This is a genomic window from Variovorax sp. Soil_C_26 (assembly GCF_057657075.1).
The window spans coordinates 1-21,352 of record NZ_JBDGJC010000014.1 but is presented as its reverse complement, the minus strand read 5'-3'; the positions used below and the strand labels follow the sequence as shown (position 1 = coordinate 21,352).

The following is a 21,352-nucleotide window of genomic DNA, read 5'->3' as shown; positions in this document are numbered from 1 at the left end:
TGAATGGCCGTCTGGTGGTGACCCGGCTGGCTCGTGGACGTGCGGTAGCCGTTGGCCCACAGGCCCAGCATCGCGCATTGCATGATGCATTTGTAGGCCGCATCGAATCGGTTGTCGGTGCTGACCTGCGCAACATGCGCGTCGGCCAGGTTCCGCCGCGCCGCCTAAAGCAGCTGGCGATGCCCGCGCCGTCAGGCTGGTGGGCCTGCAACCGCCCGATCACCAGCAAGTTTTGCAAGCTCATCGGCTCCTCCCTTCACAAACAACTGTGGCTTGGCGAGTATGTCGCGCGCAAATGCATCGCCACTGCGCGCGCGTTGCGCAAGCTCCTCGGGCGTGTAGAGCACCGTGTTCACTTCGCGGCCTAGCGCTGCGTGCAGCGGAAACACCGCCTGGGCCAGCGTCATGAAATTTACGCTGCCCAACACCAGCAGGTCCACGTCGCTGCCCGGCGAAGGCGTGCCGCGCGCCACCGAGCCGAACACCAGCGCCAACTGGATTTGCGCATCGAGCGGCGCCAGCGCTTCGCGCACGGCGGGTACCACCCCGTGCGTCTTGCGAAACAGCGCCGCCAGATCGTCGAACAGAGGATGGCGCGTGTTGGCGTTGTAGCGAACCTGGTTGCCCTGCTCGCTGCGCAGCAGCAGGCCGGTGCGCACCAGCTTGTCCACCTCGCGCGCGAGCGTGCCCGCATGGCTGCCGGTCATGCGCGCAAGTTGCCGCAGATGAAAGGTCGACCCAGGCTGCAGCAGCAGCACCGCCAGCGCGCGCTGCCGCGCTGCCGCGCTGCCGCGCTGCGGGGAACAGAAGGTCCATGAGGGAGGAATCGTTGCTCATCAGGCGACGATTGTTGCTAAAAAGCGACGATCGGCAAGTGCTGCCAAGGGTATGCAGCTCGAACTCGCGGCGAAAACAAGAAGGCCCACGGCATGCCGCGGGCCTTCCTGGGAGAAGCAACTGAGAGAAGCTCAGGCGAGCGGCGGAATGCGCAGCTTCTGGCCCGGATAGATCTTGTCGGGATGGCTCAGCATCGGCTTGTTGGCCTCGAAGATCTGGTTGTACTTGTTGGCATCGCCGTAGTACTTCTTCGAGATGGCCGAGAGCGTGTCGCCCTTGACCACGTCGTGGTACTGGGCCGGCGGGGCGGGCGGCGCGGCGAGGTTGTTCTCGACGCTCGTGACGTTGGCCACGTTGCCCGCGGCGAGCGCGGCCTTCTCGCTGGCTTCCTGCGAAGGCGCCTTGCCTGCAAGGGTGACCACGCCGCTGCTCGCGGTGTAGGTCACTGCGAGTTCGCTGAGGCCGAGGTTCTGCGTCTCGATGTAGGTCTTGATGGCGGCAGCGGCGGCCTGGTTGGCGTCGGGGCCCTCGGGTGCGGCGGCATGTGCCGACGATCCTCCGAACAGCTTTTCCCCGGCTTCCTTGATGAAACTCAGCAAACCCATGATTTTCTCCTTGCGGCCTGGTTGGATGGAATCGCGAATGTACCGGTGAAACGTGGCAGCCGCGAGTAGGCCCGTGCCGCGTATGGGACTGTCAGGCCAGCTGGACTAACAACAAAGTCGCAATAATGCCGCGCATGGCCTCCCCTTTCCTCGCGATCGACATCGGCAACACCCGCCTGAAATGGGCGCTCTACGATGCCGCGCTTCCGGGCGCTGCACTGCTCGCACATGGCGCTGAGTTCCTCGACCACATCGAGCGGCTGGCCGACGGCCCCTGGGCCGAACTGCCCGCGCCGGGCGCGATGCTCGGCTGCGTGGTGGCCGGCGATGCGGTGCGCCGCCGCGCCGAGGAGCAGGTAACCGAACGTTTTTTCGACTGCGTGCCGCGCTGGGTGGTCGCGAGCGCGGCCGAGGCCGGCATCGTCAACGGCTACGACCATCCGACCCGGCTCGGCGCCGATCGCTGGGTGGCGATGATCGGCGCGCGCCACCGCACGCTGGCCGCGGGGCCGGCCCGGCCGATGGTGGTGGTGCTGATCGGCACCGCGGTCACGGTCGAGGCGGTGGACGCGAGCGGCAGGTTCCTGGGCGGGTTGATCCTGCCGGGCCACGGCATCATGCTGCGCGCGCTCGAGTCGGGCACCGCCGGCCTGCACGTGCCGACCGGCGAAGTGCGCGAGTTCCCCACCAACACCAGCGACGCGCTGACCAGTGGCGGCACCTATGCGATCGCCGGCGCCGTCGAACGCATGGTGCAGCATGTGCGCTCGCACTGCGGCGCCGAGCCCGCCTGCTACATGACGGGTGGCGCGGGCTGGAAGATGGCGCCCGCGATGAACGGGCATTTCGAACTCGTCGACAGCCTCATCATGGACGGGCTGCTGGTCATCGCGCGCGAGCGCGACAACATCTGACGACCCCGGACCTCAGCGGCCGCTGAAGCGCGCGGGCCGGCGCTCGACGAAGGAGCGCACGCCTTCGGCCGCATCCTCGCTGTTGGAGAGGCGCTTCTGCGTCTCAATGAATTCCGCCACGGCCGCGAGGGGCCCCTGCTCGACCGCCTTGATCGCATTGAGCCGCGTCGCGACCACCGCGAGCGGTGCCTGCGCAGCAATGCGCTCGGCGATCGCCAGCGCCGCGTCGAGCTCCTGGCCCGCGGGCACCACCTTCTGCACGAAGTGGAGGCGATAGGCCTCGGCGCTGTCGAACTCGTCGGCCGTGAGCAGGTGCAGCATCGCATTGCCCAGGCCCGCGCGCTCGGCCATGCGCAGCGTGGCGCCGCCGGTGGCCATGATGCCGCGCTGCACTTCCATCTGCGAGAAGCGGCAGTTGTCGGCCGCCACCACGATGTCGGCGCCGAGCATCAGCTCGATGCCGACCGTGAAGCAGATGCCCTTGACCGCGACCACCATCGGCTTGGTGCGGCGGCGGTAGCCCGCGAGCCCGAAATCGTGCGGCTCGACCAGGCCCTGCGGAATCGCCTTCTCGCCGCGCTTCATGTATTCGGTGACCGCCGGCAGGTCGAGGCCGGCCGTGAAATGGTCGCCGAACGCATGCAGCACGCCCACGCGCAGTTCGGGGTCGTCGTCGAGCCGGGTGTAGGCCTCGGCCAGCTGCCGGAACATCGGCGGCGTCCAGCCATTGCGCTTGGCGGGACGGTTGATGCCGATCAGCAGCACGTGGCCGATCACCTGGGTGTCGATGCAGCCTTCGGCGGGCGGGGTGGTGGGAGCGATGGTCATGGTGCGGTGCCTCCGTGTTCGCTCAGTACGTGTAGACGCCGCGACCGGTCTTGCGGCCCAGCTGGCCCGCGGCCACCATTTCCTTCAACAGCGGGCAGGGGCGGTATTTCGAATCGCCGAACTGTTCGAGGTAGACCTCCATCACGGCCAGGCAGACGTCGAGGCCGATCATGTCGGCCAGCGCGAGCGGCCCGATGGGCTGGTTGCAGCCGAGCTTCATGCCGGCGTCGATGTCTTCGGCGGTCGCGATGCCTTCGGACAGCACAAAGAAGGCCTCGTTGATCATCGGCACCAGGATGCGGTTGACCACGAAGCCGGGCGCGTTCTTCACCGTGATCGGCGACTTGCCCAGGCGCTCGGCGAGCGCCTTGACCGTGTCGTGCGTGGCGTCGCTCGTGAGGTAGCCGCGGATCAGCTCCACCAGCGCCATCATCGGCACCGGGTTGAAGAAGTGCATGCCGATGAAGCGGTCGGCGCGCGAGGTGGCGGCCGCGAGCTGCGTGATCGAGATCGACGAGGTGTTCGACGCGATGATCACCTCTGGCGCCAGCATCTGGTCGACCTGCTGGAGGATCTTGAGCTTGAGCGCGTGGTTCTCGGTGGCGGCCTCGATCACGAGCTGCGCGCCCTTCAGGTCTTCGTAGTTCGTCGAGCCCTTCACCAGCGCGAGCGCGGTCGCCTTCTGCCCGGCCGTGAGCTTTTCCTTCTTGATCAGCCGGTCGAGGCTGCCCGAGATCGTGGCCAGGCCCTTGTCGACCGCCGCCTGGGCGATGTCGACCATCACCACGTTGACGCCCGACACGGCGCAGGCCTGCGCGATGCCGTTGCCCATCGTTCCGGCGCCGATGATGCCGACAGTCTGGATAGCCATGAGAGAACTCCTTCAGGAAAGACGAAAAACAGAGAGAAAAGGGGGGTGCGCGGCTGCGGCCGCGCCAAGCCTTCCATTGTGAAGCAGCACCCCGGCGGAGCCGTTGCCGCGTGTGACACGGCCGGCGCGGGTGGCTTACAGTGCGGCGGTCGTCTCTTTTTCTTCGCTTTTTTGTCCCTCTTCGAACCGCCCATGACCACCCTCGGCACCCCTCTTTCCCCCTCGGCCACCCGCGTGATGCTGCTCGGCTCGGGCGAGCTCGGCAAGGAGGTGCTGATCGCCCTGCAGCGCCTCGGCGTCGAGACCATCGCGGTCGACCGCTACGACAACGCGCCGGGCCACCAGGTGGCGCACCATTCGCGCACCATCACGATGAGCGACCCCGATCAGCTCAAGGCGCTGATCGAGGCCGAGAAGCCGCATCTCGTGGTGCCCGAGATCGAGGCCATCGCCACGCCGATGCTGCAGCAGCTCGAGGACGCGGGTGTGGTGCGCGTGATCCCCACGGCGCGCGCCGCGCGCCTCACGATGGACCGCGAAGGCATCCGCCGCCTGGCCGCCGAGACGCTGGGCGTGCCGACCAGTCCCTACAAGTTCTGCGATTCGCTGGCCGAGCTGCAGGCGGCGATCGACGAGGGCATCGGTTACCCCTGCATCGTGAAGCCCGTGATGAGCAGCTCGGGCAAGGGCCAGAGCAAGATCGACGGCCCGGCCGACGTGAAGAAGGCCTGGGACTACGCCATGGCCGGCGGCCGCGTCAGCCATGGCCGGGTGATCGTCGAGGGCTTCATCGACTTCGACTACGAGATCACGCTGCTCACCGTGCGCGCCAAGGACGCGGCCGGCGCGGTGCAGACGCAGTTCTGCGAACCGATCGGCCATGTGCAGGTCAGCGGCGACTACGTCGAGAGCTGGCAGCCGCATCCGATGGCGCCAGCCGCGCTGCGGAAGGCACAGCAGATCGCCCAGGCCGTCACGGCCGACCTGGGCGGCCAGGGGCTGTTCGGCGTCGAGCTGTTCGTGAAGGGCGACGAAGTCTGGTTCAGCGAGGTGAGCCCGCGTCCGCACGACACCGGCATGGTCACCATGGCCACCCAGTGGCAGAACGAATTCGAGCTGCATGCGCGCGCGATCCTCGGACTTCCGGTGGACACCACGCTCAAGAGCCCGGGCGCGAGCGCGGTGATCTATGGCGGCGTCGATGCCGCGGGCATCGCGTTCGACGGCGTGGCCGAGGCGCTGCAGGTGCCCGGCAGCGATGTGCGGCTGTTCGGCAAGCCCGAGAGCTTCGCGAAGCGCCGCATGGGCGTGGCGCTGGCGCACGCGGCCGACGTGCAGACGGCACGCGCCAACGCCAAGGAAGCCGCCTCGCGCGTGAAGCCGCGCAAGGCCTGAACAACAACCGCTGCCCGATCGGAGCTTGCCATGCTGCATCCCCAGGCCCGCGCGCTGCTCGATTTGATCGCGGCGCGCGGCGTTCCGCCGACGCACACGCTCTCGCCCGCCGAGGCGCGGGCCGTCTATCTCGAGCGCCGTGCCGCCACGCAGCCGGCACCGCCGCCGGTCGCCGAGGTCCGCGCGCTCGCGGCCCAGGGGCCGCATGGCGCGATCCCGATGCGGCTCTACCGCCCGCTCGGTGCCGCTGCCGACACGGCGCTGCCGGCGCTGGTGTACCTGCATGGTGGCGGCTGGGTCATCGGCGACCTGGACACGCACGACGTGCTGTGCCGCTCGCTGGCGAACGGCGCAGGCTGCGCGGTGCTGTCGGTCGACTACCGCCTCGGGCCCGAGCACCGCTTTCCGGCCGCCGTGGACGACGCCATCGCGGCCACGCGCTGGGTGCACGGCCAGGCGGCCTCGCTCGGCCTCGATGCCGCTCGCCTTGCGGTCGGCGGCGACAGCGCGGGCGGCAACCTCGCGGCGGTGGTGGCGATCGCCGCGCGCGATGCCGGCGACCTGCCGCTTGCATTCCAGCTGCTGGTCTACCCGGCCACCGACATGCGCCGCGGCCATCCGTCGCACCAGGCGAACGGGCAGGGCTACCTGCTCACGACCGATTCGATGCGCTACTACCACGACCACTACATCGACGACGCCCGGCACGACACCGACTGGCGCGCGTCGCCGCTGCTGCACCCCGACCTCTCGCGCCTGCCGCCGGCGCTGGTGCTCACCGCCGGCTTCGACCCGCTGCGCGACGAAGGCATGGCCTATGCCGAGGCGCTCACCGCGGCCGGCAACCGCGCGGCGTACGTCTGCTTCGAGCGCCAGATCCATGGCTTCATCACCATGGGCAAGGTGCTCGACGAGGCGAACACCGCCGTCGCGCTGTGCTGCGCGGAACTGCGACGCGCATTCGAATCCGGCAACCCGAGCTCCTGAGGTGGCGCCATGCCCAACTACTGGCTGATGAAATCCGAGCCCGACGAGGTGTCGATCGACGATGCGCTCGCCGCGCCCGATGCCACCGTCGCGTGGACCGGCGTGCGCAATTACCAGGCACGCAACTTCATGCGCGATGGCATGCAGGTCGGCGACGGCGTGCTGTTCTATCACTCGAGCTGCCCCGAGCCCGGCATCGCAGGCCTTGCGCGCGTGGCCTCGGGCGTGAAGCCCGACCCCACGCAGTTCGACCCGAAGTCGCCGTACTACGACGCGGCCTCGAAGCCCGACGCACCGCGCTGGCTGCTGGTCGACGTGCAGGCCGTGCGCAAGACGCGGCTGCTGTCGCTGCCCGAACTGCGCGCGAAGCCCGAACTCGCCGACATGGTGGTGCTGCGCAAGGGCAACCGGCTGTCGATCACGCCGGTGGAGCCGGCGCACTGGCGCATCGTCGAAAAGATGCTGGCCTGAATCAGGCCGCGCGCTGGAGGATGGGAAACAGCTTGCCGAGCCCGTCCGCCATCACCTCGACCGCGAGCGCCGCGAGGATCAGGCCCATGAGCCGGGTCATGATGTTGATGCCGGTCTTGCCGAGCACGCGCGCGATCGGCTGCGCGAGCGAGAAGGCCAGCGCCGTCGCGAGCGCCACCACCACGCCGTAGCCTACGAGCAGCGCGAGCTCCCACAGGCGCTGCGCTTTGTCGGCGTAGATCACGACCGTCGAGATCGCGGCGGGCCCGGTGAGCAGCGGAATCGTGAGCGGCACGACCGCGATCGACGCGCCCATCGAGGCCTTGACCTCGGTGGCCCGCAACTCCTCCACGTTGGTCTTGCTCTCGGCCGGCTTCGCATTGAGCATCGACAGCGAGCTCATGAGCAGCAGCAGGCCGCCGCCGACCTGGAAGCTCGCAATCGAGATGCCGAAGAACGACAGCAGCTGCAGCCCGAGCAGTGCGCTCACCGCGATCACCACGAAGGCGCTGAAGGCCGACATGCGCACCGTGTGGCGGCGCTGCGCATCGGAGTAGCCCTGCGTGTAGTGGATGAAGAAGGGCACGATGGCCAACGGATTGACGATGGCCACCAGCGTGACCAGCGGCTTGATCAGGTCCATCGATGTGCTCATGCCTACCTTCCTCCGGTCACGTCGAGCAGCGCCATGGTCGTGTAGCTGGCTTCGGGCGACAGCAGCCAGACGATGGCGTTGGCAATTTCCTCGGCGCTGCCGGTGCGCTGCATCGGCACGGTCGGCGCGAGTTCGGCGGCGCGTTCGGGCATGCCGCCCGAGGCGTGGATGTCGGTGTCGATCAGGCCGGGGCGCACCGCGTTGACGCGGATGCCCTCGGCCGCCACTTCCTTCGCGAGGCCGATCGTGAAGGTGTCGATCGCGCCCTTGCTTGCCGCATAGTCGACGTACTGGCCGGGCGAGCCGAGCCGCGCCGCGCCGCTCGATACGTTGACGATGGCGCCGCCCGCACCGCCATGGCGCGTGCTCATGCGGCGCACCGCCTCGCGCGCGCAGACGAAGCTGCCGATCACGTTGATGCGGAACATGCGTTCGAGGCGCGCCACGCTCATCTCGTCGACGCGGGCCTGCAGGTCGACCACGCCGGCGTTGTTGACCAGCGCCGTGAGGCGGCCGAGGCGGGCATCGATCTTCTCGAACATCGCGAGCACCTGGGCCTCGTCGCCCACGTCGGCCTGCACTGCGATGGCGGTGCCGCCGCCCGCGCGGACCGTGCGCACCACTTCGTCGGCGGCGAGCGAGTTGTGCGCGTAGTTGACCGCCACCGCATAACCGCGCCGTGCCGCGAGCAGCGCGGTGGCGGCGCCGATGCCGCGGCCGCCACCGGTGACCAAGAGTACCTGCTCCAAATCCGACCTCCTGCACAGAAACTGCGCGTCAGTTAAAACGGTTGGCTTGGATTACATCACCGAGGGCGAGCGCATGAGCCGTACAGTCGACTATTACTTTGCGCCGCAGAGTCCCTGGACCTACCTGGGCCACGCGCGCTTTGCCGCCATCGCTTCGGCCGCCGGCGCCACCGTGCGGGTGCGGCCGGTGGACCTGGGCAGCGTCTTTCCGATCTCGGGCGGGCTGCCGCTCGGCAAGCGCGCCCCGCAGCGACAGGCCTACCGCCTGGTCGAACTGGCGCGGTTCTCGCGGCACCTCGGGCTGCCGCTCAACCCCAAGCCCAAGTTCTTCCCGGTGGCGAGCGACGACGCGGCACGGGTCATCATCGCGGTCGACCTGCATGACGGCACCGAGGCCGCCATGCGCATGTGCGCAGCGGTGTTCGCGGCGGTGTGGGTGCAGGAGCGCAACATCGGCGACCCGAAGGTGCTCGAGGCGCTGATCGCGGAATGCGGTCTGCCGCCCAAGCGCTCGGAACAGTCGCAGAGCCAGACCGTGCAGGAGCGTTACGAGGCCTACACGCAGGAAGCCATCGACATTCAGGTGTTCGGCGCACCGAGCTATGTGATCGACGGCGAGATCTTCTGGGGCCAGGACCGGCTCGATTTCGTCGAGCGCGCGCTGCGCCCGTGACCGCGGCGCCAGCGCCCGCCGTCTTCTTCATCCACTTGCCATCAGGAGCATGACAACCATGGGCCAATTCATCGATCTCACCGCCAAGGACGGCTTCGCCTTTCCGGCCTACGTGGCCGAACCCGCGGGCACGCCGCGCGGCGCGATCGTCGTGCTGCAGGAGATCTTCGGCGTCAATTCGCACATCCGCTCGGTCGCCGACGGCTACGCGGCCGAGGGCTACCTCGCTGTGGCGCCATCGACCTTCCACCGCGTGCAGCCCGGTGTCGACATCGGCTACGGGCCCGACGACATGAAAGCCGGCTCGGCGCTCAAGGCCGCGGTCGAGGCGCTACCGGCACCCGGTGTGCTGCAGGACGTGGAGGCCGCCGTGGCCTATGCGGCCAAGGCCGGCAAGGTGGGCATCGTCGGCTACTGCTGGGGCGGCCTGCTGACCTGGCGCGCCGCGAGCCTGATCCCGGGCCTGGCCGCGGCCGTGCCTTACTACGGCGGCGGCATGACCTCGCCCGACGAAAGCGCGCGCCAGCCGAAGGTGCCGGTGCTCGCGCACTTCGGCAAGCGCGACCACTGGATCCCGATCGACAGCGTCGAGGCGTTCGGCAAGGCACACCCCGACGTGGAGGTGCACGTCTACGAGGCGGACCACGGCTTCAACTGCGACCAGCGCGGTGCATACGACGCCGAATCGGCCAAGCTCGCGCGTTCGCGCACGCTGGCGTTCTTCGGCCAGCACGTGGGCTGATCAAGGCTTGCTCTTGCGGGCCGCGGCGCCCTTGCCGACGCGCGTCTGCAGGAAGTCGAGCAGCGCACGCAGCGCGGCGCTGTTGTGGCGCCGCTGCAGGTAGGCGGCCGAGAGCCACATGTCCTTGCGCGCATGGTCCTGCAGCACGGGCACCAGCTCGCCTTCGTCGATGTGCGACTGGACCAGGAGCGACGGCAGGTAGATCACGCCGAAGCCGCGCATCGCAACCTGGATCAGCGGCGCGCCCTCGGTGCAGTCCATGCGGCTCCTCACAGCCACGTCGAGCGGCGCGCCACCGTCGTCGAAGCGCCAGACCGGCTGCGTGCCGAGCAGCGAATGCGTGAGCGCGTCGTGATTGGCGAGTTCGCCCGGATGCGCCGGCTTGCCGTGCTTCTTCCAATAGGCCGGAGAGGCGCAGACCACCATCTCCATCTGCAACAGCTTGCGCACGATGAGGTTGGCGTCTTCCACCGGACCGCTGCGGATGTCGACGTCGATGCCTTCCTCCGCCAGATCCACCGTGCGGTTGGTCAATTGCAGGCTGATGCTCACGTCGGGGTAGTAGCGCATGAAGTCGGCCAGAAGGCTCGGGAACTCGCCGTTGCCCATGCCGTGCGGCGCCGAAATCCGCAGCCGGCCGCCGGGCTGCCGCGCGCGCTCCTGCAGTTCGGCCTGGGTCAGCTCGACCATCTCGAGCACCGGCGTGCTGCGCTCGAGCAGCAACTGCCCGGCGTCGGTCAGGCTCACCGACCGCGTGGACCGGTTGAGCAGGCGCACGCCGAAGCGGGTCTCGAGTTCGGCCACGTACTTGCTCACCGTGGCCTTGGACATCGACAGCTTCTTGGCCGCCTGCGAGAAGCTGCCCTGCGAAGCGACCTCCCTGAAGGTTTTGATCAGATCGAGACTGTCCATGTCGAAGCGCCCTTGTTCTTTTCCGCGCGGCCCGCGGGGTGGCGCGATTTTCCAGGGTTTTGGCGGCGGGATGCGCCAGCGGCCGGTCCTTGCGCCGGGCCACGCCGCGGTTCGTCATTGTTTCAATAGAGGAAACACGGTGTCTCTGTTCCGCATGTTTTGCTAACGAATTTCAGCAGGACACTCGCCGCACAGGTGAGCGAACCAGCGAGCCTGGTGGACGAACCATCCAACGAACACAAGGAACTGAAAAATGAAGACCTCGCACCTCCTCGCCGCCGCTGCCATCGCCGTTCTGGCCGCCACCGGCGCCCAAGCCGAAACCTACGAAGGCGTGAACACCGCCATCTCCACCAAGAGCCGCGACGAAGTCAACGCCGAAGCCGTGCGTGCCGCCTCGGCCCCGAACCAGAACGTGACCCGCGGTTCGCGCGGCCCGGAAACGGTCGCTGTGTCGAAGGACCGCGCGCTCGTCGAAGCCGAAGCGATCCGTGCGGCCCACGCGCCTGACCAGAACGTGACGGGCGGCTCGCGCGTCAACAGCAAGGTCGTTTCGACCATGCCCCACCCGATGGACGCCCGCGTCCAGGCCCAGCAAGGCTCGGGCGCCGTCGCCAAGTAAGGCCGGCGAAGCCGCGCCTCGCGCGCGGCTGAAGGACAAAAGGGCTGCGCCGAGGCGCAGCCCTTTTTTTTGCCTTGCTTCAGCGCGTGCGCGCGAGATAGCGCTTGCGCCAGAACACGAGGATCAGCACCGCGGCGATGACGAGCATCGAGAGCACCGCGATCCAGAATCCGTCGGCCTTGTGCACGAGCGGAATGAAGTCGAAGTTCATGCCGAAGATCCCGGCGATGAGGTTGAGCGGCAGAAACACGGCCGTCAGTGCCGTGAGCACCCGCATGATGTCGTTGGCGCGGTGCCCCTGCACGCTGAAATGCATCTGTACCGCGGTCTCGGCGTTCTGCTCGAGCCGGCGCACGTGGTGGACCACGCGCTGGATGTGCTCGAGCACGTCGCGGCTGCGCACCATGATCAGCTCGCGCTCGCGCTTCTCGGCCTCGCCCTTGGGCGTGGGCAGTGTCTCGAGCGAGTCGATCCAGTCCTGGATCGCGGCGCGCTGGTCCTCGCAGATCTCGTCGAGGTGGTGCAGCGACTGCCGGGCCTCCATCAGCGCACTCCAGTTGGTGAAGCGGCTGCGCGGATCGATCAGTTCGGTCTGCCAGTGGTCGAGCTGCCGCGTGAGTTCGCGGCGCATGTCGAGGTAGCGGTCGACGATCTGGTTGATCACGCGCAGCATCAGGTCGGCGGTGCTGGTCGGCACGCGTGCCGAGATGGCGCGCACGTCGAGCGCCGGGGCGCCCTGGTCGTCGGGCGATGCGGCCGCGAGCAGGCGCGCGGCGAAGGCATCGCGCACGGCACCGTCCTCGGGGTGCACCGACAGCAGCACGCGGTCGAACAGCGCGAAGCCCACCGGGCGGGTGTCGACCCGGCGCAGCGCGGGCGGGCCGCGGCGCGAGGGCGCGGTGGGAAGCGGCGCCTCGCCCCCGTTGCCGGCGGCTGCCTGCGCGCCGGGCCCCGTGGCAAGGCGGCGGAACACCAGCACGTCGTATTGCGAGGTGTAGTCGTAGTGCGACGGCAACTGGTCGTTGAGCAGGTCGGCCACATGCAGGTCGACCAGCTGTGCGTGGCAGAGGGTCTGCAGAATGTGCTGCACTTCGGCCAGCGAGGCGCGGAATTCGTCGCGTGTGAGCGATAGCCAGAGGTAGCCCGTCGCCGCGCATGCGCCGGGCACCGCCAGCGGCGCCAGTGCCGGGTGCTCGCTGACCTGCGAGCCGTTGATTTCGAAGATGCGCATCGGGACCGACGCGGTCAGCGCTGCTGCTGCAGCAGGCGCGCGGCGTCGAGGGCGAAGTAGGTGAGCACGCCATCCGCGCCGGCGCGCTTGAAGGCGAGCAGGCTCTCGAGCACCACCGCGTCGTGGTCGAGCCAGCCGTTCTGGGCCGCGGCCTTCAGCATCGCGTATTCACCGCTCACCTGGTAGGCGAAGGTGGGCACGCGGAACGCGTCTTTCACGCGGCGCACGATGTCGAGGTAGGGCATGCCGGGCTTCACCATCACCATGTCGGCGCCTTCCGCGATGTCGAGCCCCACTTCGCGCAGTGCTTCGTCGCTGTTGCCCGGGTCCATCTGGTAGACCTTCTTGTTGCTCTTGCCGAGCGTCGCGGCCGAACCGACCGCATCGCGAAACGGGCCGTAGAAGGCGCTCGCGTACTTGGCGCTGTAGGCCATGATGCGGGTGTGGATGTCGCCCCGGGCTTCGAGTGCGCCCCGGATCGCGCCGATGCGGCCGTCCATCATGTCGCTCGGTGCCACGATGTCGACGCCGGCCTGCGACTGGCAGAGCGCCTGCTTCACGAGCACTTCGACGGTCGCGTCGTTCAGGATGTACCCGGTCTCGTCGAGCAGGCCGTCCTGGCCATGGCTGGTGTAGGGGTCGAGTGCCACGTCGGTCATCACGCCCAGTTCGGGAAAGCGCGACTTGAGCGCCGCGACCACGCGCGGGATCAGCCCGTCGGGGTTGAACGCTTCCGTGCCGTCGGGCGTCTTGAGGCTTGCATCGATCACCGGAAAGAGCGCCATCGCCGGAATGCCAGCCGCGACGCATTGCTCGGCCACGGGCAGCAACAGGTCGAGGCTCAGGCGTTCGACGCCCGGCATGGAAGGCACGGCATCGCGCTTCTTCTCACCTTCCTGCACGAACACCGGGTAAATGAGGTCATGTGCCGTCAACGCGTGCTCTCTCACCAAGTTCCGGGTGAAGGTGTCGCGGCGCAGCCGGCGCGGCCGGCCGGCGGGGTACATGGCAAAGGAGGGGGTGGATGACGTCATAGGCGGAAAATTGTGCCTGATGCATGTTCTGGCGGCGTGGACTGCGATCTGTTGTCGGACAACCTTGATCGTGATTAGCTAAAAAGCTCTCATTTTTCGCTCTCAAATGTGAAAGAAATCAACCGATTGCTTGAAACCTTGTTGTGTCTTTGTTAAATTCTGAGCGGGCGGCTTGCCGCTCCCCGCTTTTCCTCCCTGAGCGGGTGCCTTGATGTGTGACAGCAAAAGGGCTTCCCAGCCCGGCGTGAAGACGTCGGGCTTTTTTTTGCCCGTCATTTTGTCAACCGTGGCCGCGCGGAAAAACGCGTGTCATCCCACTAAACTGGCCGGATGCTCTGGGTTAAATCGCTTCACATCGTCTTCATTGCCAGTTGGTTCGCGGGGTTGTTCTACCTCCCGCGGATCTTCGTCAACCTGGCCATGGTCCCGCCCGAGTCGGTTGCAGAACGTGAGCGCTTGCTCCTGATGGCGCGCAAGCTGTTCCGCTTCACCACCTTTCTGGCCGTGCCGGCCGTCGTTTTCGGCCTCTGGCTTTGGCTCGGCTACGGCATCGGACGCGGGCCCGGCAACGGCTGGATGCATGCCAAGCTCGCGCTGGTGCTCGCGGTGATCGGCTATCACCACGGCTGCGGCGTGCTGCTGCGGCGCTTCGTGGCCGGTGGCGACCGGCGCAGCGACCGGTGGTACCGCTGGTTCAACGAACTGCCGGTGCTGCTGCTGCTCGGGATCGTGGTGCTGGTGGTGGTCAAGCCCTTCTGAGCCGGTCGCCAGGGTGGAGAAGCCGCACAAGTCCGCTGCGCTGCCGCTGGCGCTGGCCTATGCGGCGCTGATCGCGTACGCGAGCCTGTACCCGTTCGCCGACTGGCGCGATCAGGGTATTGCGCCCTGGGAGTACCTGTGGGCGCCGTGGCCCAAGTACTGGACCGGCTTCGACTTCGCGGTCAATGTGGTCGGCTACGTGCCTTTCGGCTTCCTGTGGGCGCTCGCGGTGCTGCGCACACGGCCCGCGGCGAGCGTCTGGCGTGCGGTTCTGCTGGCGGCGCTGGCCGGGGCGGTGGTCTCGTTCGCGATGGAAATGTTGCAGAGCTATCTGCCGGCGCGGATCCCGTCGAATGTGGACCTGGGCCTCAACACCGCGGGCGCACTGGCGGGGGCGCTGTTGGCCGCGGCGCTGGAGCGCGTCGGCGGGGTGGCGCACTGGAGCCGGACGCGTTCGCAGTGGTTCGTCGACGAGGCCCGCGGCGCGCTGGTGTTGCTCGCGCTGTGGCCGCCAGCGCTGCTGTTTCCGGCCTCGGTGACCTTCGGGCTGGGCCAGGTGTTCGAGCGGGTCGAGGTCGCGATCGCAGAGTGGCTGCTCGACACGCCGTTCATCGACTGGATGCCGCTGCGCCAGTTCGAACTCGAGCCGCTGGTGCCCGCCGTCGAGTTGCTCTGCGTGATGCTTGGCGCGCTGGTGCCGTGCCTCTTGGCCTTCCTGGTCGCGCGCTCGGTGGCGCGGCGTGCCGTGCTGCTGCCGCTGACGCTGCTCGCGGGCATCGGCGCTTCGGCGCTGTCGGCGGCCCTGAGCTACGGCCCTGCGCATGCATGGGCCTGGCTCGGCCTGCCGGTACAGGTCGGCATCGCGGCGGCGCTGGTGGCCGGCGTGCTGCTGCTCGCAGCGCCCCGCCGGCTCTGCGCAGCGCTGCTGCTCGTGAGCCTGGTCGTGCAGCTGAGCCTGCTCAACCAGGCGCCCGAGAGTGCGTACTTCGCGCAGACGCTCGCCACCTGGGAGCAGGGGCGCTTCATCCGCTTCCATGGGCTTGCGCAATGGCTGGGCTGGCTGTGGCCGTTCGCGGTGCTGGCCTACGTGGTGGCGACCCTGTCGCGCAGGTCGAAACCGGCCGCCTGACGATGCGTCACTAAAATCCACCGATGCCCAGTTCCACTCCCGACGCGCCGCGGGGCTACTACGAGCGCCACATCTTCTTCTGCCTCAACGAACGCAAGAACGGCGAGGACAGCTGCGCGCTGCACAACGCGCAGTCGGGCTTCGACCGCTGCAAGGCCAAGGTCAAGGAAGCGGGGCTTGCCGGGGTGGGCAAGGTGCGTGTCAACAAGGCCGGCTGCCTCGACCGCTGCGCGGGCGGGCCCGTGGCGGTGGTGTACCCCGAGGCGGTCTGGTACACCTTCGTCGACGCCGAAGACATCGACGAGATCGTCGATTCGCACCTGAAGAACGGCAAGGTGGTCGAGCGGCTCGTGCTGCCGCCGGACGTCGGGCGCTGAACTTTGTCGAGGTCTCGCGCTCGTACCGGGCACCGAGGCGGTCGCCGCCCGGCAGCCACATTTCCTGCACCATGAATTCACAGACCGAAAAACTCCGCCTTCAAGGCGCCGCCGGCGTCATCGAGGTGCAGCGCGACGTGCCGCCCGATGGCGCCACGCGCGGCATCGCGGTGATTGCCCATCCGCATCCGCTGTTCGGCGGCACCATGGACAACAAGGTGGTGCAGACGCTGGCGCGCGCATTCGTTGCCTGCGGCTGGACGGCCTTGCGCTTCAACTTCCGCGGCGTCGGTGCGAGCGAGGGCGTGCACGACGAAGGCCGCGGCGAGTGCGAGGACATGCAGCAGGTCATCGCGCAGCTGGCACCCGAGGGGCCGCTGGCCATCGCCGGCTTCTCGTTCGGCGCCTTCGTCGCGAGCCGCGCGGCCGAGAAGCTCTGGTCCGCGCGCGAGATCCGCCAGCTCGTGCTGGTCGGCACGGCCGCGGCGCGCTTCGCGGTGGCGACGCTGCCGGCCGAGGCGCACGAGCGCACGCTGGTGATCCATGGCGAAGCCGACGACACGGTGCCGCTCGCGGCCGTCATGGACTGGGCGCGGCCGCAGTCACTTCCCGTCACGGTTGTCCCCGGGGGCGGCCATTTCTTTCACGGACAATTGCCGTTGCTCAAAAGCCTCGTCGTCCGCCATCTCCGTGCGGGCGCCGCCTGAAAGCCCCGCGGGCTTGTCTTCGTCTTCTTCCCAATTTCTCTTCCATGAATCGTTTTCTTGACGCGTTCCGTGCGCTCTTCTTCGTCGCTGCCGCATCGGTCGGCATGGCCGCTGCCGCCCAGGTGCCGGCACCGCCCGAAATTGCCGCGCGCAGCTACCTGCTGCTCGACGTCACCGCCAACCAGATCCTCGCGCAGAAGGACATCGACAGCCCGGTCGAGCCGGCTTCGCTCACCAAGTTGATGACCGCGTACGTCGTGTTCGATGCGCTGCGCGCCAAGAAGATCACGCTGACCCAGACCCTTCCGGTCAGCGAGCGGGCCTGGAAGATGCCGGGCTCGCGCATGTTCATCGATCCGAAGATGCAGGTGCCGGTCGAGGACCTGATCAAGGGTGTCATCGTGCAGTCGGGCAACGACGCCACCGTCGCGCTGGCCGAGGGCGTCGGCGGAACCGTGGAGCACTTCGTCGAGATGATGAATGCCCAAGCCAAGGCGCTCGGCATGAAGAACACCGCCTACAAGAACCCCGAGGGCCTGACCGAGCCCGGCCATACCACCACGGCGCGCGACCTCAGCATCCTGGCCACCCGGCTGGTCCGCGACTTCCCCGAAGAAGCCAAGTACTACGCGATCAAGAAGTACCGCTATCCGGGCACGCCCTCGACCAACGACACCAATCGCAACCTGCTTCTGTTCCGCGATCCGACGGTCGACGGCTTGAAGACCGGCTACACCAGTGCGGCGGGCTACTGCATGATCGCCACCGCCAAGCGCGACTTTCCCAACCTGACAGGCGGGCGCAGGCTCCTGTCCATCGTGCTGGGCACATCGGGTGAAACCGTGCGCGCGAACGAATCGCAGAAGCTGCTGAACTGGGGCTACACGGCCTACGACGCCGTCCGCCTGGTCGAGGCCGGCCAGCCGGCCGCCACGCCGGCCGTCTGGAAGGGCAAGGCGAACACCCTCAAACTCGGCCGGCCGGAGCCGATCGTGGTGGCGGTGCCGGCGGGTACCGCGAGCAAGATCAAGACGCAGGTGGCGCGCCCCGATCCGCTCGTGGCGCCGTTCACCAAATACCAGCCGGTCGGCACGCTCAAGGTGACGCTGGGCGACCAGCCGGTCGCGGAAGTGCCGCTGGTGGTGCTCGAAGGCGTCGAGCAGGCGGGCGTGTTCGGCCGTGCCTGGGACGCCGTGCGGCTCTGGATCAAGTAGGAAGGCGGCACCGGTCCGCCGGGCAGCGCGAGCCGCTGCCCGGGCCTTCGGGCGTTGACTTTGCCGTTTCAGGCCTGCCTGCTATACTCGTGGGCTTTTCGGAATTTTCCGAAGGGTTTCACGTTTTCGTTATTCCCGGCTTCCCTGTCTTGCGTCACGACAAGCGCAGGGCGGTTTCAGAGCCAGAGCCGGGTTGTTTTGGGACTAATTCATTCATGCCAACCATCAATCAACTGGTGCGTCAGGGTCGAACGGTCGAGAAGATCAATTCGAAGAGCCCTGCCATGCAGAACTCGCCGCAACGCCGCGGTGTCTGCACCCGCGTCTACACCACGACGCCAAAGAAGCCGAACTCGGCACTCCGCAAGGTCGCCAAGGTCCGCCTGACCAATGGCTTCGAAGTCATTTCCTACATCGGCGGCGAAGGCCACAACCTCCAGGAACACAGCGTCGTGCTGGTCCGCGGCGGTCGTGTCAAGGACCTGCCCGGTGTTCGCTACCACATCGTGCGCGGCTCGCTCGACCTGCAAGGCGTGAAAGACCGCAAGCAGTCGCGTTCCAAGTACGGCGCGAAGCGTCCCAAGAAGGCCTAAGCCTTCCTGTCGTCAGAAACAATCAAGCGGTGTTCGGTGGCCTTGGCGGGCCAATCGGACGTAGTGACCCAGGATCGGGTCGAGTAAGTGAGAGTCCGGAATGGCTCTCGCGGTGTCGGAAACGATGCCAACTGAAGCAAAGAGGTTAGAAAAATGCCACGTCGTCGCGAAGTCCCCAAACGTGAAATCCTGCCGGATCCCAAGTACGGCAATGTCGAGCTGTCCAAATTCATGAACGTGATCATGGAAGGCGGCAAGAAGGCTGTTGCCGAGCGCATCATCTACGGTGCACTCGACTTCATCGAGAAGAAGAACCCCGACAAGGACCCGGTCGAGGCGTTCACCGTTGCCATCAACAACGTGAAGCCGATGGTCGAAGTGAAGTCGCGCCGCGTCGGCGGTGCCAACTACCAGGTGCCGGTCGAAGTGCGCCCGGTGCGTCGCCTGGCGCTGTCGATGCGCTGGATCAAGGAAGCCGCCCGCAAGCGTGGTGAAAAGTCGATGGCCTTGCGCCTGGCCAACGAGCTGATGGAAGCCACGGAAGGCCGTGGCGGTGCCATGAAGAAGCGCGACGAAGTGCACCGCATGGCAGAAGCCAATCGGGCGTTCAGCCACTTCCGCTTCTAAAAATCAAACTTCGCTTGGGCGTTGGGTGTCGAGTGTCGGGCGTTGTGCCCGAGCTCGGGGCCCAGCGCTCAACGCATTTCAACCCGAAAGTAAATCATGTCCCGCAAGACCCCCATCGAGCGCTACCGCAACATCGGCATCTCCGCGCACATCGACGCTGGCAAGACCACGACGACCGAACGCATCCTGTTCTACACCGGTGTGAACCACAAGATCGGTGAAGTGCACGACGGCGCCGCCACGATGGACTGGATGGAGCAAGAGCAAGAGCGCGGCATCACGATCACGTCCGCTGCCACCACCTGCTTCTGGAAGGGCATGGCTGGCAAGTTCGAAGAACACCGCATCAACATCATCGACACCCCCGGCCACGTGGACTTCACCATTGAAGTCGAGCGCTCGATGCGCGTGCTGGACGGCGCCGTGATGGTGTACGACGCCGTCGGCGGCGTGCAGCCCCAGTCGGAAACCGTCTGGCGCCAAGCCAACAAGTACAAGGTTCCGCGCCTCGCGTTCGTCAACAAGATGGACCGCACCGGCGCCGACTTTCTGCGCGTGCGCCAGATGATGGTGGACCGCCTGAAGGCCAACCCCGTCGTGATCCAGATCCCGATCGGTGCCGAAGAGCACTTCCAGGGCATCGTCGACCTCGTGAAGATGAAGGCGATCATCTGGGACGAAGACAAGGGCATCACGTTCACCTACGGCGAGATCCCGGCGAACCTGACCGCCGTCTGCAACGAATACCGCGAAAAGCTCGTCGAAGCGGCTGCCGAAGCCAGCGAAGAGCTGATGAACAAGTACCTCGAAGGCAATGAGCTGACCGAGGAAGAAATCAAGGCTGCCATTCGCAAGCGCACCATCGCCGGCGAAATCCAGCCGATGCTGTGCGGCTCGGCCTTCAAGAACAAGGGCGTGCAGGCCATGCTCGACGCCGTCGTCGAATACATGCCCGCGCCGACCGACATTCCCCCGGTCAACGGCCTGGACGAAGACGAAGCCCCCGTGGTCCGCAAGGCTGACGACGGCGAGAAGTTCTCGGCCCTCGCATTCAAGCTGATGACCGACCCGTTCGTGGGTCAGCTGACCTTCGTGCGCGTCTACTCGGGCGTGCTGAGCAAGGGCGACAGCGTCTACAACCCGGTGCGCGGCAAGAAGGAACGTATCGGCCGTATCGTGCAGATGCATGCCAACAACCGCGAAGAAGTCAGCGAAATCCGCGCCGGCGACATTGCCGCCTGCGTGGGCCTGAAGGAAGTCACGACGGGCGAAACCCTGTGCGACCCGACGGCCATCGTGACGCTCGAGCGCATGGTGTTCCCGGAATCGGTGATCTCGCAGGCCGTCGAGCCCAAGACCAAGGCCGACCAGGAAAAGATGGGCATCGCCCTGCAGCGTCTCGCCCAGGAAGATCCTTCGTTCCGCGTCAAGACCGACGAAGAATCGGGCCAGACCATCATCGCCGGCATGGGCGAACTCCACCTTGAAATCATCGTGGACCGCATGAAGCGCGAATTCGGCGTGGACGCCAACGTGGGCAAGCCCCAGGTTGCCTACCGCGAAACGATCCGCAAGACCGTCGAAGAAGCCGAAGGCAAGTTCGTTCGCCAGTCGGGCGGCAAGGGCCAGTACGGCCACGTGGTGCTCAAGCTCGAGCCCCAGGAAGCCGGCAAGGGCTTCGAGTTCGTCGATGCCATCAAGGGTGGTGTCGTTCCTCGCGAATACATCCCCGCGGTGGAAAAGGGCGTTGTCGAAGCGCTGACGCAAGGCGTGCTGGCGGGCTACCCCGTCGTCGACGTCAAGGTCACGCTGCACTTCGGTTCGTACCACGATGTGGACTCGAACGAAATGGCGTTCAAGATGGCCGCGATCTTCGGTTTCAAGGAAGGCGCCCGCAAGGCCAGCCCCGTGATCCTGGAGCCAATGATGGCCGTGGAAGTCGAAACGCCTGAAGACTACGCTGGCAACGTGATGGGCGACCTGTCGTCCCGCCGCGGCATGGTGCAGGGCATGGACGACATGATCGGTGGCGGCAAGTCCATCAAGGCCGAAGTGCCGCTGTCGGAAATGTTCGGCTACTCGACCACGCTGCGCTCGATGTCGCAAGGCCGCGCCACGTACACGATGGAGTTCAAGCACTACGCTGAAGCTCCGCGCAACGTGGCCGAAGCCATCGTGGCTGCCCGCGCTAAGTAATGTCTTTGCGGGACAGAAGATTTGCGCAGCAAATTTGCTCTGTCCCCAACTTGTCTGCGATCCGGTGCCGCCCTGTTCCCGTGCGGGGCGAACCAGCAATCGGATGCAGACATAAAACCAATACACGGGAATGCTCTTTCAAGGATTGAAAAATGGCAAAAGGTAAATTCACCCGCACCAAGCCGCACGTGAACGTGGGCACGATCGGTCACGTCGACCACGGC

At 66.8% G+C, this 21,352-nt stretch carries 25 protein-coding genes and 1 pseudogene; 16 read left to right on the top strand and 10 right to left on the bottom strand.

Annotated elements, in window-relative coordinates:
- Positions 1 to 191 precede the first annotated feature (191 nt).
- On the bottom strand, positions 192 to 707 hold the full coding sequence (locus AC3A6G_RS25240; RefSeq protein WP_487874835.1) for a nucleotidyltransferase domain-containing protein: 516 nt from the start codon (positions 705 to 707) through the stop codon (positions 192 to 194).
- A gap of 261 nt (positions 708 to 968) precedes the next feature.
- The gene (gene lysM, locus AC3A6G_RS25235; protein ID WP_487861065.1) at positions 969 to 1,442 is read right to left on the bottom strand and encodes a peptidoglycan-binding protein LysM; all 474 of its coding nucleotides are present in this window, start codon (positions 1,440 to 1,442) and stop codon (positions 969 to 971) included.
- A gap of 134 nt (positions 1,443 to 1,576) precedes the next feature.
- On the opposite strand from lysM, the gene AC3A6G_RS25230 reads away from it, so the two are divergent.
- Complete coding sequence (locus tag AC3A6G_RS25230) at positions 1,577 to 2,356, top strand: type III pantothenate kinase (RefSeq protein WP_487874834.1); 780 nt, start codon at positions 1,577 to 1,579, stop codon at positions 2,354 to 2,356.
- Positions 2,357 to 2,368: 12 nt separating this feature from the next.
- Here AC3A6G_RS25230 and AC3A6G_RS25225 read toward each other — a convergent pair whose 3' ends face one another.
- Both AC3A6G_RS25225 and AC3A6G_RS25220 read right to left on the bottom strand, forming a co-directional pair.
- On the bottom strand, positions 2,369 to 3,184 hold the full coding sequence (locus tag AC3A6G_RS25225) for a crotonase/enoyl-CoA hydratase family protein (protein ID WP_487861067.1): 816 nt from the start codon (positions 3,182 to 3,184) through the stop codon (positions 2,369 to 2,371).
- A 22-nt stretch (positions 3,185 to 3,206) separates the two neighbouring features.
- Positions 3,207 to 4,055, bottom strand: a complete 849-nt coding sequence (locus AC3A6G_RS25220; RefSeq protein ID WP_487874833.1) for a 3-hydroxybutyryl-CoA dehydrogenase — start codon at positions 4,053 to 4,055, stop codon at positions 3,207 to 3,209.
- 192 nt (positions 4,056 to 4,247) lie between these two features.
- Between AC3A6G_RS25220 and purT the strand changes: the two genes are divergently transcribed.
- From purT to AC3A6G_RS25205, 3 genes are read left to right on the top strand one after another with little or no spacing between them, the layout of a single operon-like run.
- Positions 4,248 to 5,450: a formate-dependent phosphoribosylglycinamide formyltransferase gene (gene purT / locus AC3A6G_RS25215; RefSeq protein WP_487874832.1), complete on the top strand. Its 1,203-nt coding sequence runs from the start codon at positions 4,248 to 4,250 to the stop codon at positions 5,448 to 5,450.
- Between the two features lie 30 nt (positions 5,451 to 5,480).
- Positions 5,481 to 6,437: an alpha/beta hydrolase gene (locus AC3A6G_RS25210; RefSeq protein WP_487874831.1), complete on the top strand. Its 957-nt coding sequence runs from the start codon at positions 5,481 to 5,483 to the stop codon at positions 6,435 to 6,437.
- 9 nt (positions 6,438 to 6,446) lie between these two features.
- The gene (locus tag AC3A6G_RS25205) at positions 6,447 to 6,908 is read left to right on the top strand and encodes an EVE domain-containing protein (protein ID WP_487864670.1); all 462 of its coding nucleotides are present in this window, start codon (positions 6,447 to 6,449) and stop codon (positions 6,906 to 6,908) included.
- A gap of 1 nt (position 6,909) precedes the next feature.
- Here the strand turns inward: AC3A6G_RS25205 and AC3A6G_RS25200 are convergent, their stop codons facing one another.
- On the bottom strand, positions 6,910 to 7,563 hold the full coding sequence (locus tag AC3A6G_RS25200) for a MarC family protein (RefSeq protein ID WP_487874830.1): 654 nt from the start codon (positions 7,561 to 7,563) through the stop codon (positions 6,910 to 6,912).
- Positions 7,564 to 7,565: 2 nt separating this feature from the next.
- Positions 7,566 to 8,312: an SDR family oxidoreductase gene (locus tag AC3A6G_RS25195; protein ID WP_487874829.1), complete on the bottom strand. Its 747-nt coding sequence runs from the start codon at positions 8,310 to 8,312 to the stop codon at positions 7,566 to 7,568.
- A gap of 73 nt (positions 8,313 to 8,385) precedes the next feature.
- On the opposite strand from AC3A6G_RS25195, the gene AC3A6G_RS25190 reads away from it, so the two are divergent.
- Together AC3A6G_RS25190 and AC3A6G_RS25185 are read left to right on the top strand one after the other, a co-directional pair.
- Positions 8,386 to 8,985: a DsbA family protein gene (locus tag AC3A6G_RS25190; protein WP_487864673.1), complete on the top strand. Its 600-nt coding sequence runs from the start codon at positions 8,386 to 8,388 to the stop codon at positions 8,983 to 8,985.
- A 58-nt stretch (positions 8,986 to 9,043) separates the two neighbouring features.
- Positions 9,044 to 9,727: a dienelactone hydrolase family protein gene (locus AC3A6G_RS25185; protein WP_487861075.1), complete on the top strand. Its 684-nt coding sequence runs from the start codon at positions 9,044 to 9,046 to the stop codon at positions 9,725 to 9,727.
- On the opposite strand, the gene AC3A6G_RS25180 is transcribed toward AC3A6G_RS25185, so the two are convergent.
- Positions 9,728 to 10,639, bottom strand: coding sequence for a LysR family transcriptional regulator (locus AC3A6G_RS25180; protein WP_487874828.1), 912 nt, complete (start codon positions 10,637 to 10,639; stop codon positions 9,728 to 9,730).
- A 253-nt stretch (positions 10,640 to 10,892) separates the two neighbouring features.
- On the opposite strand from AC3A6G_RS25180, the gene AC3A6G_RS25175 reads away from it, so the two are divergent.
- Entirely contained in the window at positions 10,893 to 11,261 is a 369-nt protein-coding gene (locus AC3A6G_RS25175) for a DUF4148 domain-containing protein (protein ID WP_487861077.1), read from the top strand.
- A 79-nt stretch (positions 11,262 to 11,340) separates the two neighbouring features.
- Here the strand turns inward: AC3A6G_RS25175 and AC3A6G_RS25170 are convergent, their stop codons facing one another.
- The 3 genes from AC3A6G_RS25170 to AC3A6G_RS25160 form a co-directional block, all read right to left on the bottom strand.
- On the bottom strand, positions 11,341 to 12,492 hold the full coding sequence (locus tag AC3A6G_RS25170; protein ID WP_487861078.1) for a magnesium transporter CorA family protein: 1,152 nt from the start codon (positions 12,490 to 12,492) through the stop codon (positions 11,341 to 11,343).
- Positions 12,493 to 12,506: 14 nt separating this feature from the next.
- Complete coding sequence (gene hemB / locus AC3A6G_RS25165; RefSeq protein WP_487861098.1) at positions 12,507 to 13,499, bottom strand: porphobilinogen synthase; 993 nt, start codon at positions 13,497 to 13,499, stop codon at positions 12,507 to 12,509.
- Positions 13,500 to 13,628: 129 nt separating this feature from the next.
- A complete protein-coding gene (locus AC3A6G_RS25160; protein ID WP_487861079.1) occupies positions 13,629 to 13,802 on the bottom strand; it encodes a hypothetical protein in 174 nt (57 codons plus the stop codon).
- 54 nt (positions 13,803 to 13,856) lie between these two features.
- Here AC3A6G_RS25160 and AC3A6G_RS25155 point away from each other — a divergent pair, with 54 nt between their 5' ends.
- The 9 genes and pseudogenes from AC3A6G_RS25155 to AC3A6G_RS25115 form a co-directional block, all read left to right on the top strand.
- A complete protein-coding gene (locus AC3A6G_RS25155; RefSeq protein WP_487861080.1) occupies positions 13,857 to 14,285 on the top strand; it encodes a CopD family protein in 429 nt (142 codons plus the stop codon).
- A gap of 13 nt (positions 14,286 to 14,298) precedes the next feature.
- Positions 14,299 to 15,414, top strand: coding sequence for a VanZ family protein (locus tag AC3A6G_RS25150; RefSeq protein WP_487874827.1), 1,116 nt, complete (start codon positions 14,299 to 14,301; stop codon positions 15,412 to 15,414).
- 23 nt (positions 15,415 to 15,437) lie between these two features.
- Entirely contained in the window at positions 15,438 to 15,791 is a 354-nt protein-coding gene (locus AC3A6G_RS25145) for a (2Fe-2S) ferredoxin domain-containing protein (protein WP_487861082.1), read from the top strand.
- 71 nt (positions 15,792 to 15,862) lie between these two features.
- A complete protein-coding gene (locus tag AC3A6G_RS25140; protein ID WP_487861083.1) occupies positions 15,863 to 16,498 on the top strand; it encodes an alpha/beta hydrolase in 636 nt (211 codons plus the stop codon).
- Between the two features lie 44 nt (positions 16,499 to 16,542).
- Positions 16,543 to 17,712: a D-alanyl-D-alanine carboxypeptidase family protein gene (locus AC3A6G_RS25135; protein WP_487864677.1), complete on the top strand. Its 1,170-nt coding sequence runs from the start codon at positions 16,543 to 16,545 to the stop codon at positions 17,710 to 17,712.
- Positions 17,713 to 17,927: 215 nt separating this feature from the next.
- Positions 17,928 to 18,305 (top strand): 30S ribosomal protein S12, encoded by a 378-nt coding sequence (gene rpsL, locus AC3A6G_RS25130; protein ID WP_013543948.1) that lies wholly within the window; start codon positions 17,928 to 17,930, stop codon positions 18,303 to 18,305.
- 153 nt (positions 18,306 to 18,458) lie between these two features.
- Positions 18,459 to 18,932, top strand: coding sequence for a 30S ribosomal protein S7 (rpsG, locus tag AC3A6G_RS25125; RefSeq protein WP_435512657.1), 474 nt, complete (start codon positions 18,459 to 18,461; stop codon positions 18,930 to 18,932).
- A gap of 96 nt (positions 18,933 to 19,028) precedes the next feature.
- Positions 19,029 to 21,128, top strand: coding sequence for an elongation factor G (fusA, locus tag AC3A6G_RS25120; protein WP_487861085.1), 2,100 nt, complete (start codon positions 19,029 to 19,031; stop codon positions 21,126 to 21,128).
- Between the two features lie 152 nt (positions 21,129 to 21,280).
- Positions 21,281 to 21,352: pseudogene (locus tag AC3A6G_RS25115) on the top strand (GTP-binding protein); the annotation flags it as partial.

Coding starts and splice junctions, on each gene's coding strand:
- AC3A6G_RS25240 (WP_487874835.1), bottom strand. CDS start 707: ATGACCGGCAGCCATGCGGGCACGCTCGCGCGCGAGGTGGACAAGCTG.
- lysM (WP_487861065.1), bottom strand. CDS start 1,442: ATGGGTTTGCTGAGTTTCATCAAGGAAGCCGGGGAAAAGCTGTTCGGA.
- AC3A6G_RS25230 (WP_487874834.1), top strand. CDS start 1,577: ATGGCCTCCCCTTTCCTCGCGATCGACATCGGCAACACCCGCCTGAAA.
- AC3A6G_RS25225 (WP_487861067.1), bottom strand. CDS start 3,184: ATGACCATCGCTCCCACCACCCCGCCCGCCGAAGGCTGCATCGACACC.
- AC3A6G_RS25220 (WP_487874833.1), bottom strand. CDS start 4,055: ATGGCTATCCAGACTGTCGGCATCATCGGCGCCGGAACGATGGGCAAC.
- purT (WP_487874832.1), top strand. CDS start 4,248: ATGACCACCCTCGGCACCCCTCTTTCCCCCTCGGCCACCCGCGTGATG.
- AC3A6G_RS25210 (WP_487874831.1), top strand. CDS start 5,481: ATGCTGCATCCCCAGGCCCGCGCGCTGCTCGATTTGATCGCGGCGCGC.
- AC3A6G_RS25205 (WP_487864670.1), top strand. CDS start 6,447: ATGCCCAACTACTGGCTGATGAAATCCGAGCCCGACGAGGTGTCGATC.
- AC3A6G_RS25200 (WP_487874830.1), bottom strand. CDS start 7,563: ATGAGCACATCGATGGACCTGATCAAGCCGCTGGTCACGCTGGTGGCC.
- AC3A6G_RS25190 (WP_487864673.1), top strand. CDS start 8,386: ATGAGCCGTACAGTCGACTATTACTTTGCGCCGCAGAGTCCCTGGACC.
- AC3A6G_RS25185 (WP_487861075.1), top strand. CDS start 9,044: ATGGGCCAATTCATCGATCTCACCGCCAAGGACGGCTTCGCCTTTCCG.
- AC3A6G_RS25180 (WP_487874828.1), bottom strand. CDS start 10,639: ATGGACAGTCTCGATCTGATCAAAACCTTCAGGGAGGTCGCTTCGCAG.
- AC3A6G_RS25175 (WP_487861077.1), top strand. CDS start 10,893: ATGAAGACCTCGCACCTCCTCGCCGCCGCTGCCATCGCCGTTCTGGCC.
- AC3A6G_RS25170 (WP_487861078.1), bottom strand. CDS start 12,492: ATGCGCATCTTCGAAATCAACGGCTCGCAGGTCAGCGAGCACCCGGCA.
- hemB (WP_487861098.1), bottom strand. CDS start 13,499: ATGTACCCCGCCGGCCGGCCGCGCCGGCTGCGCCGCGACACCTTCACC.
- AC3A6G_RS25160 (WP_487861079.1), bottom strand. CDS start 13,802: ATGACGGGCAAAAAAAAGCCCGACGTCTTCACGCCGGGCTGGGAAGCC.
- AC3A6G_RS25155 (WP_487861080.1), top strand. CDS start 13,857: ATGCTCTGGGTTAAATCGCTTCACATCGTCTTCATTGCCAGTTGGTTC.
- AC3A6G_RS25145 (WP_487861082.1), top strand. CDS start 15,438: ATGCCCAGTTCCACTCCCGACGCGCCGCGGGGCTACTACGAGCGCCAC.
- AC3A6G_RS25140 (WP_487861083.1), top strand. CDS start 15,863: ATGAATTCACAGACCGAAAAACTCCGCCTTCAAGGCGCCGCCGGCGTC.
- AC3A6G_RS25135 (WP_487864677.1), top strand. CDS start 16,543: ATGAATCGTTTTCTTGACGCGTTCCGTGCGCTCTTCTTCGTCGCTGCC.
- rpsL (WP_013543948.1), top strand. CDS start 17,928: ATGCCAACCATCAATCAACTGGTGCGTCAGGGTCGAACGGTCGAGAAG.
- rpsG (WP_435512657.1), top strand. CDS start 18,459: ATGCCACGTCGTCGCGAAGTCCCCAAACGTGAAATCCTGCCGGATCCC.
- fusA (WP_487861085.1), top strand. CDS start 19,029: ATGTCCCGCAAGACCCCCATCGAGCGCTACCGCAACATCGGCATCTCC.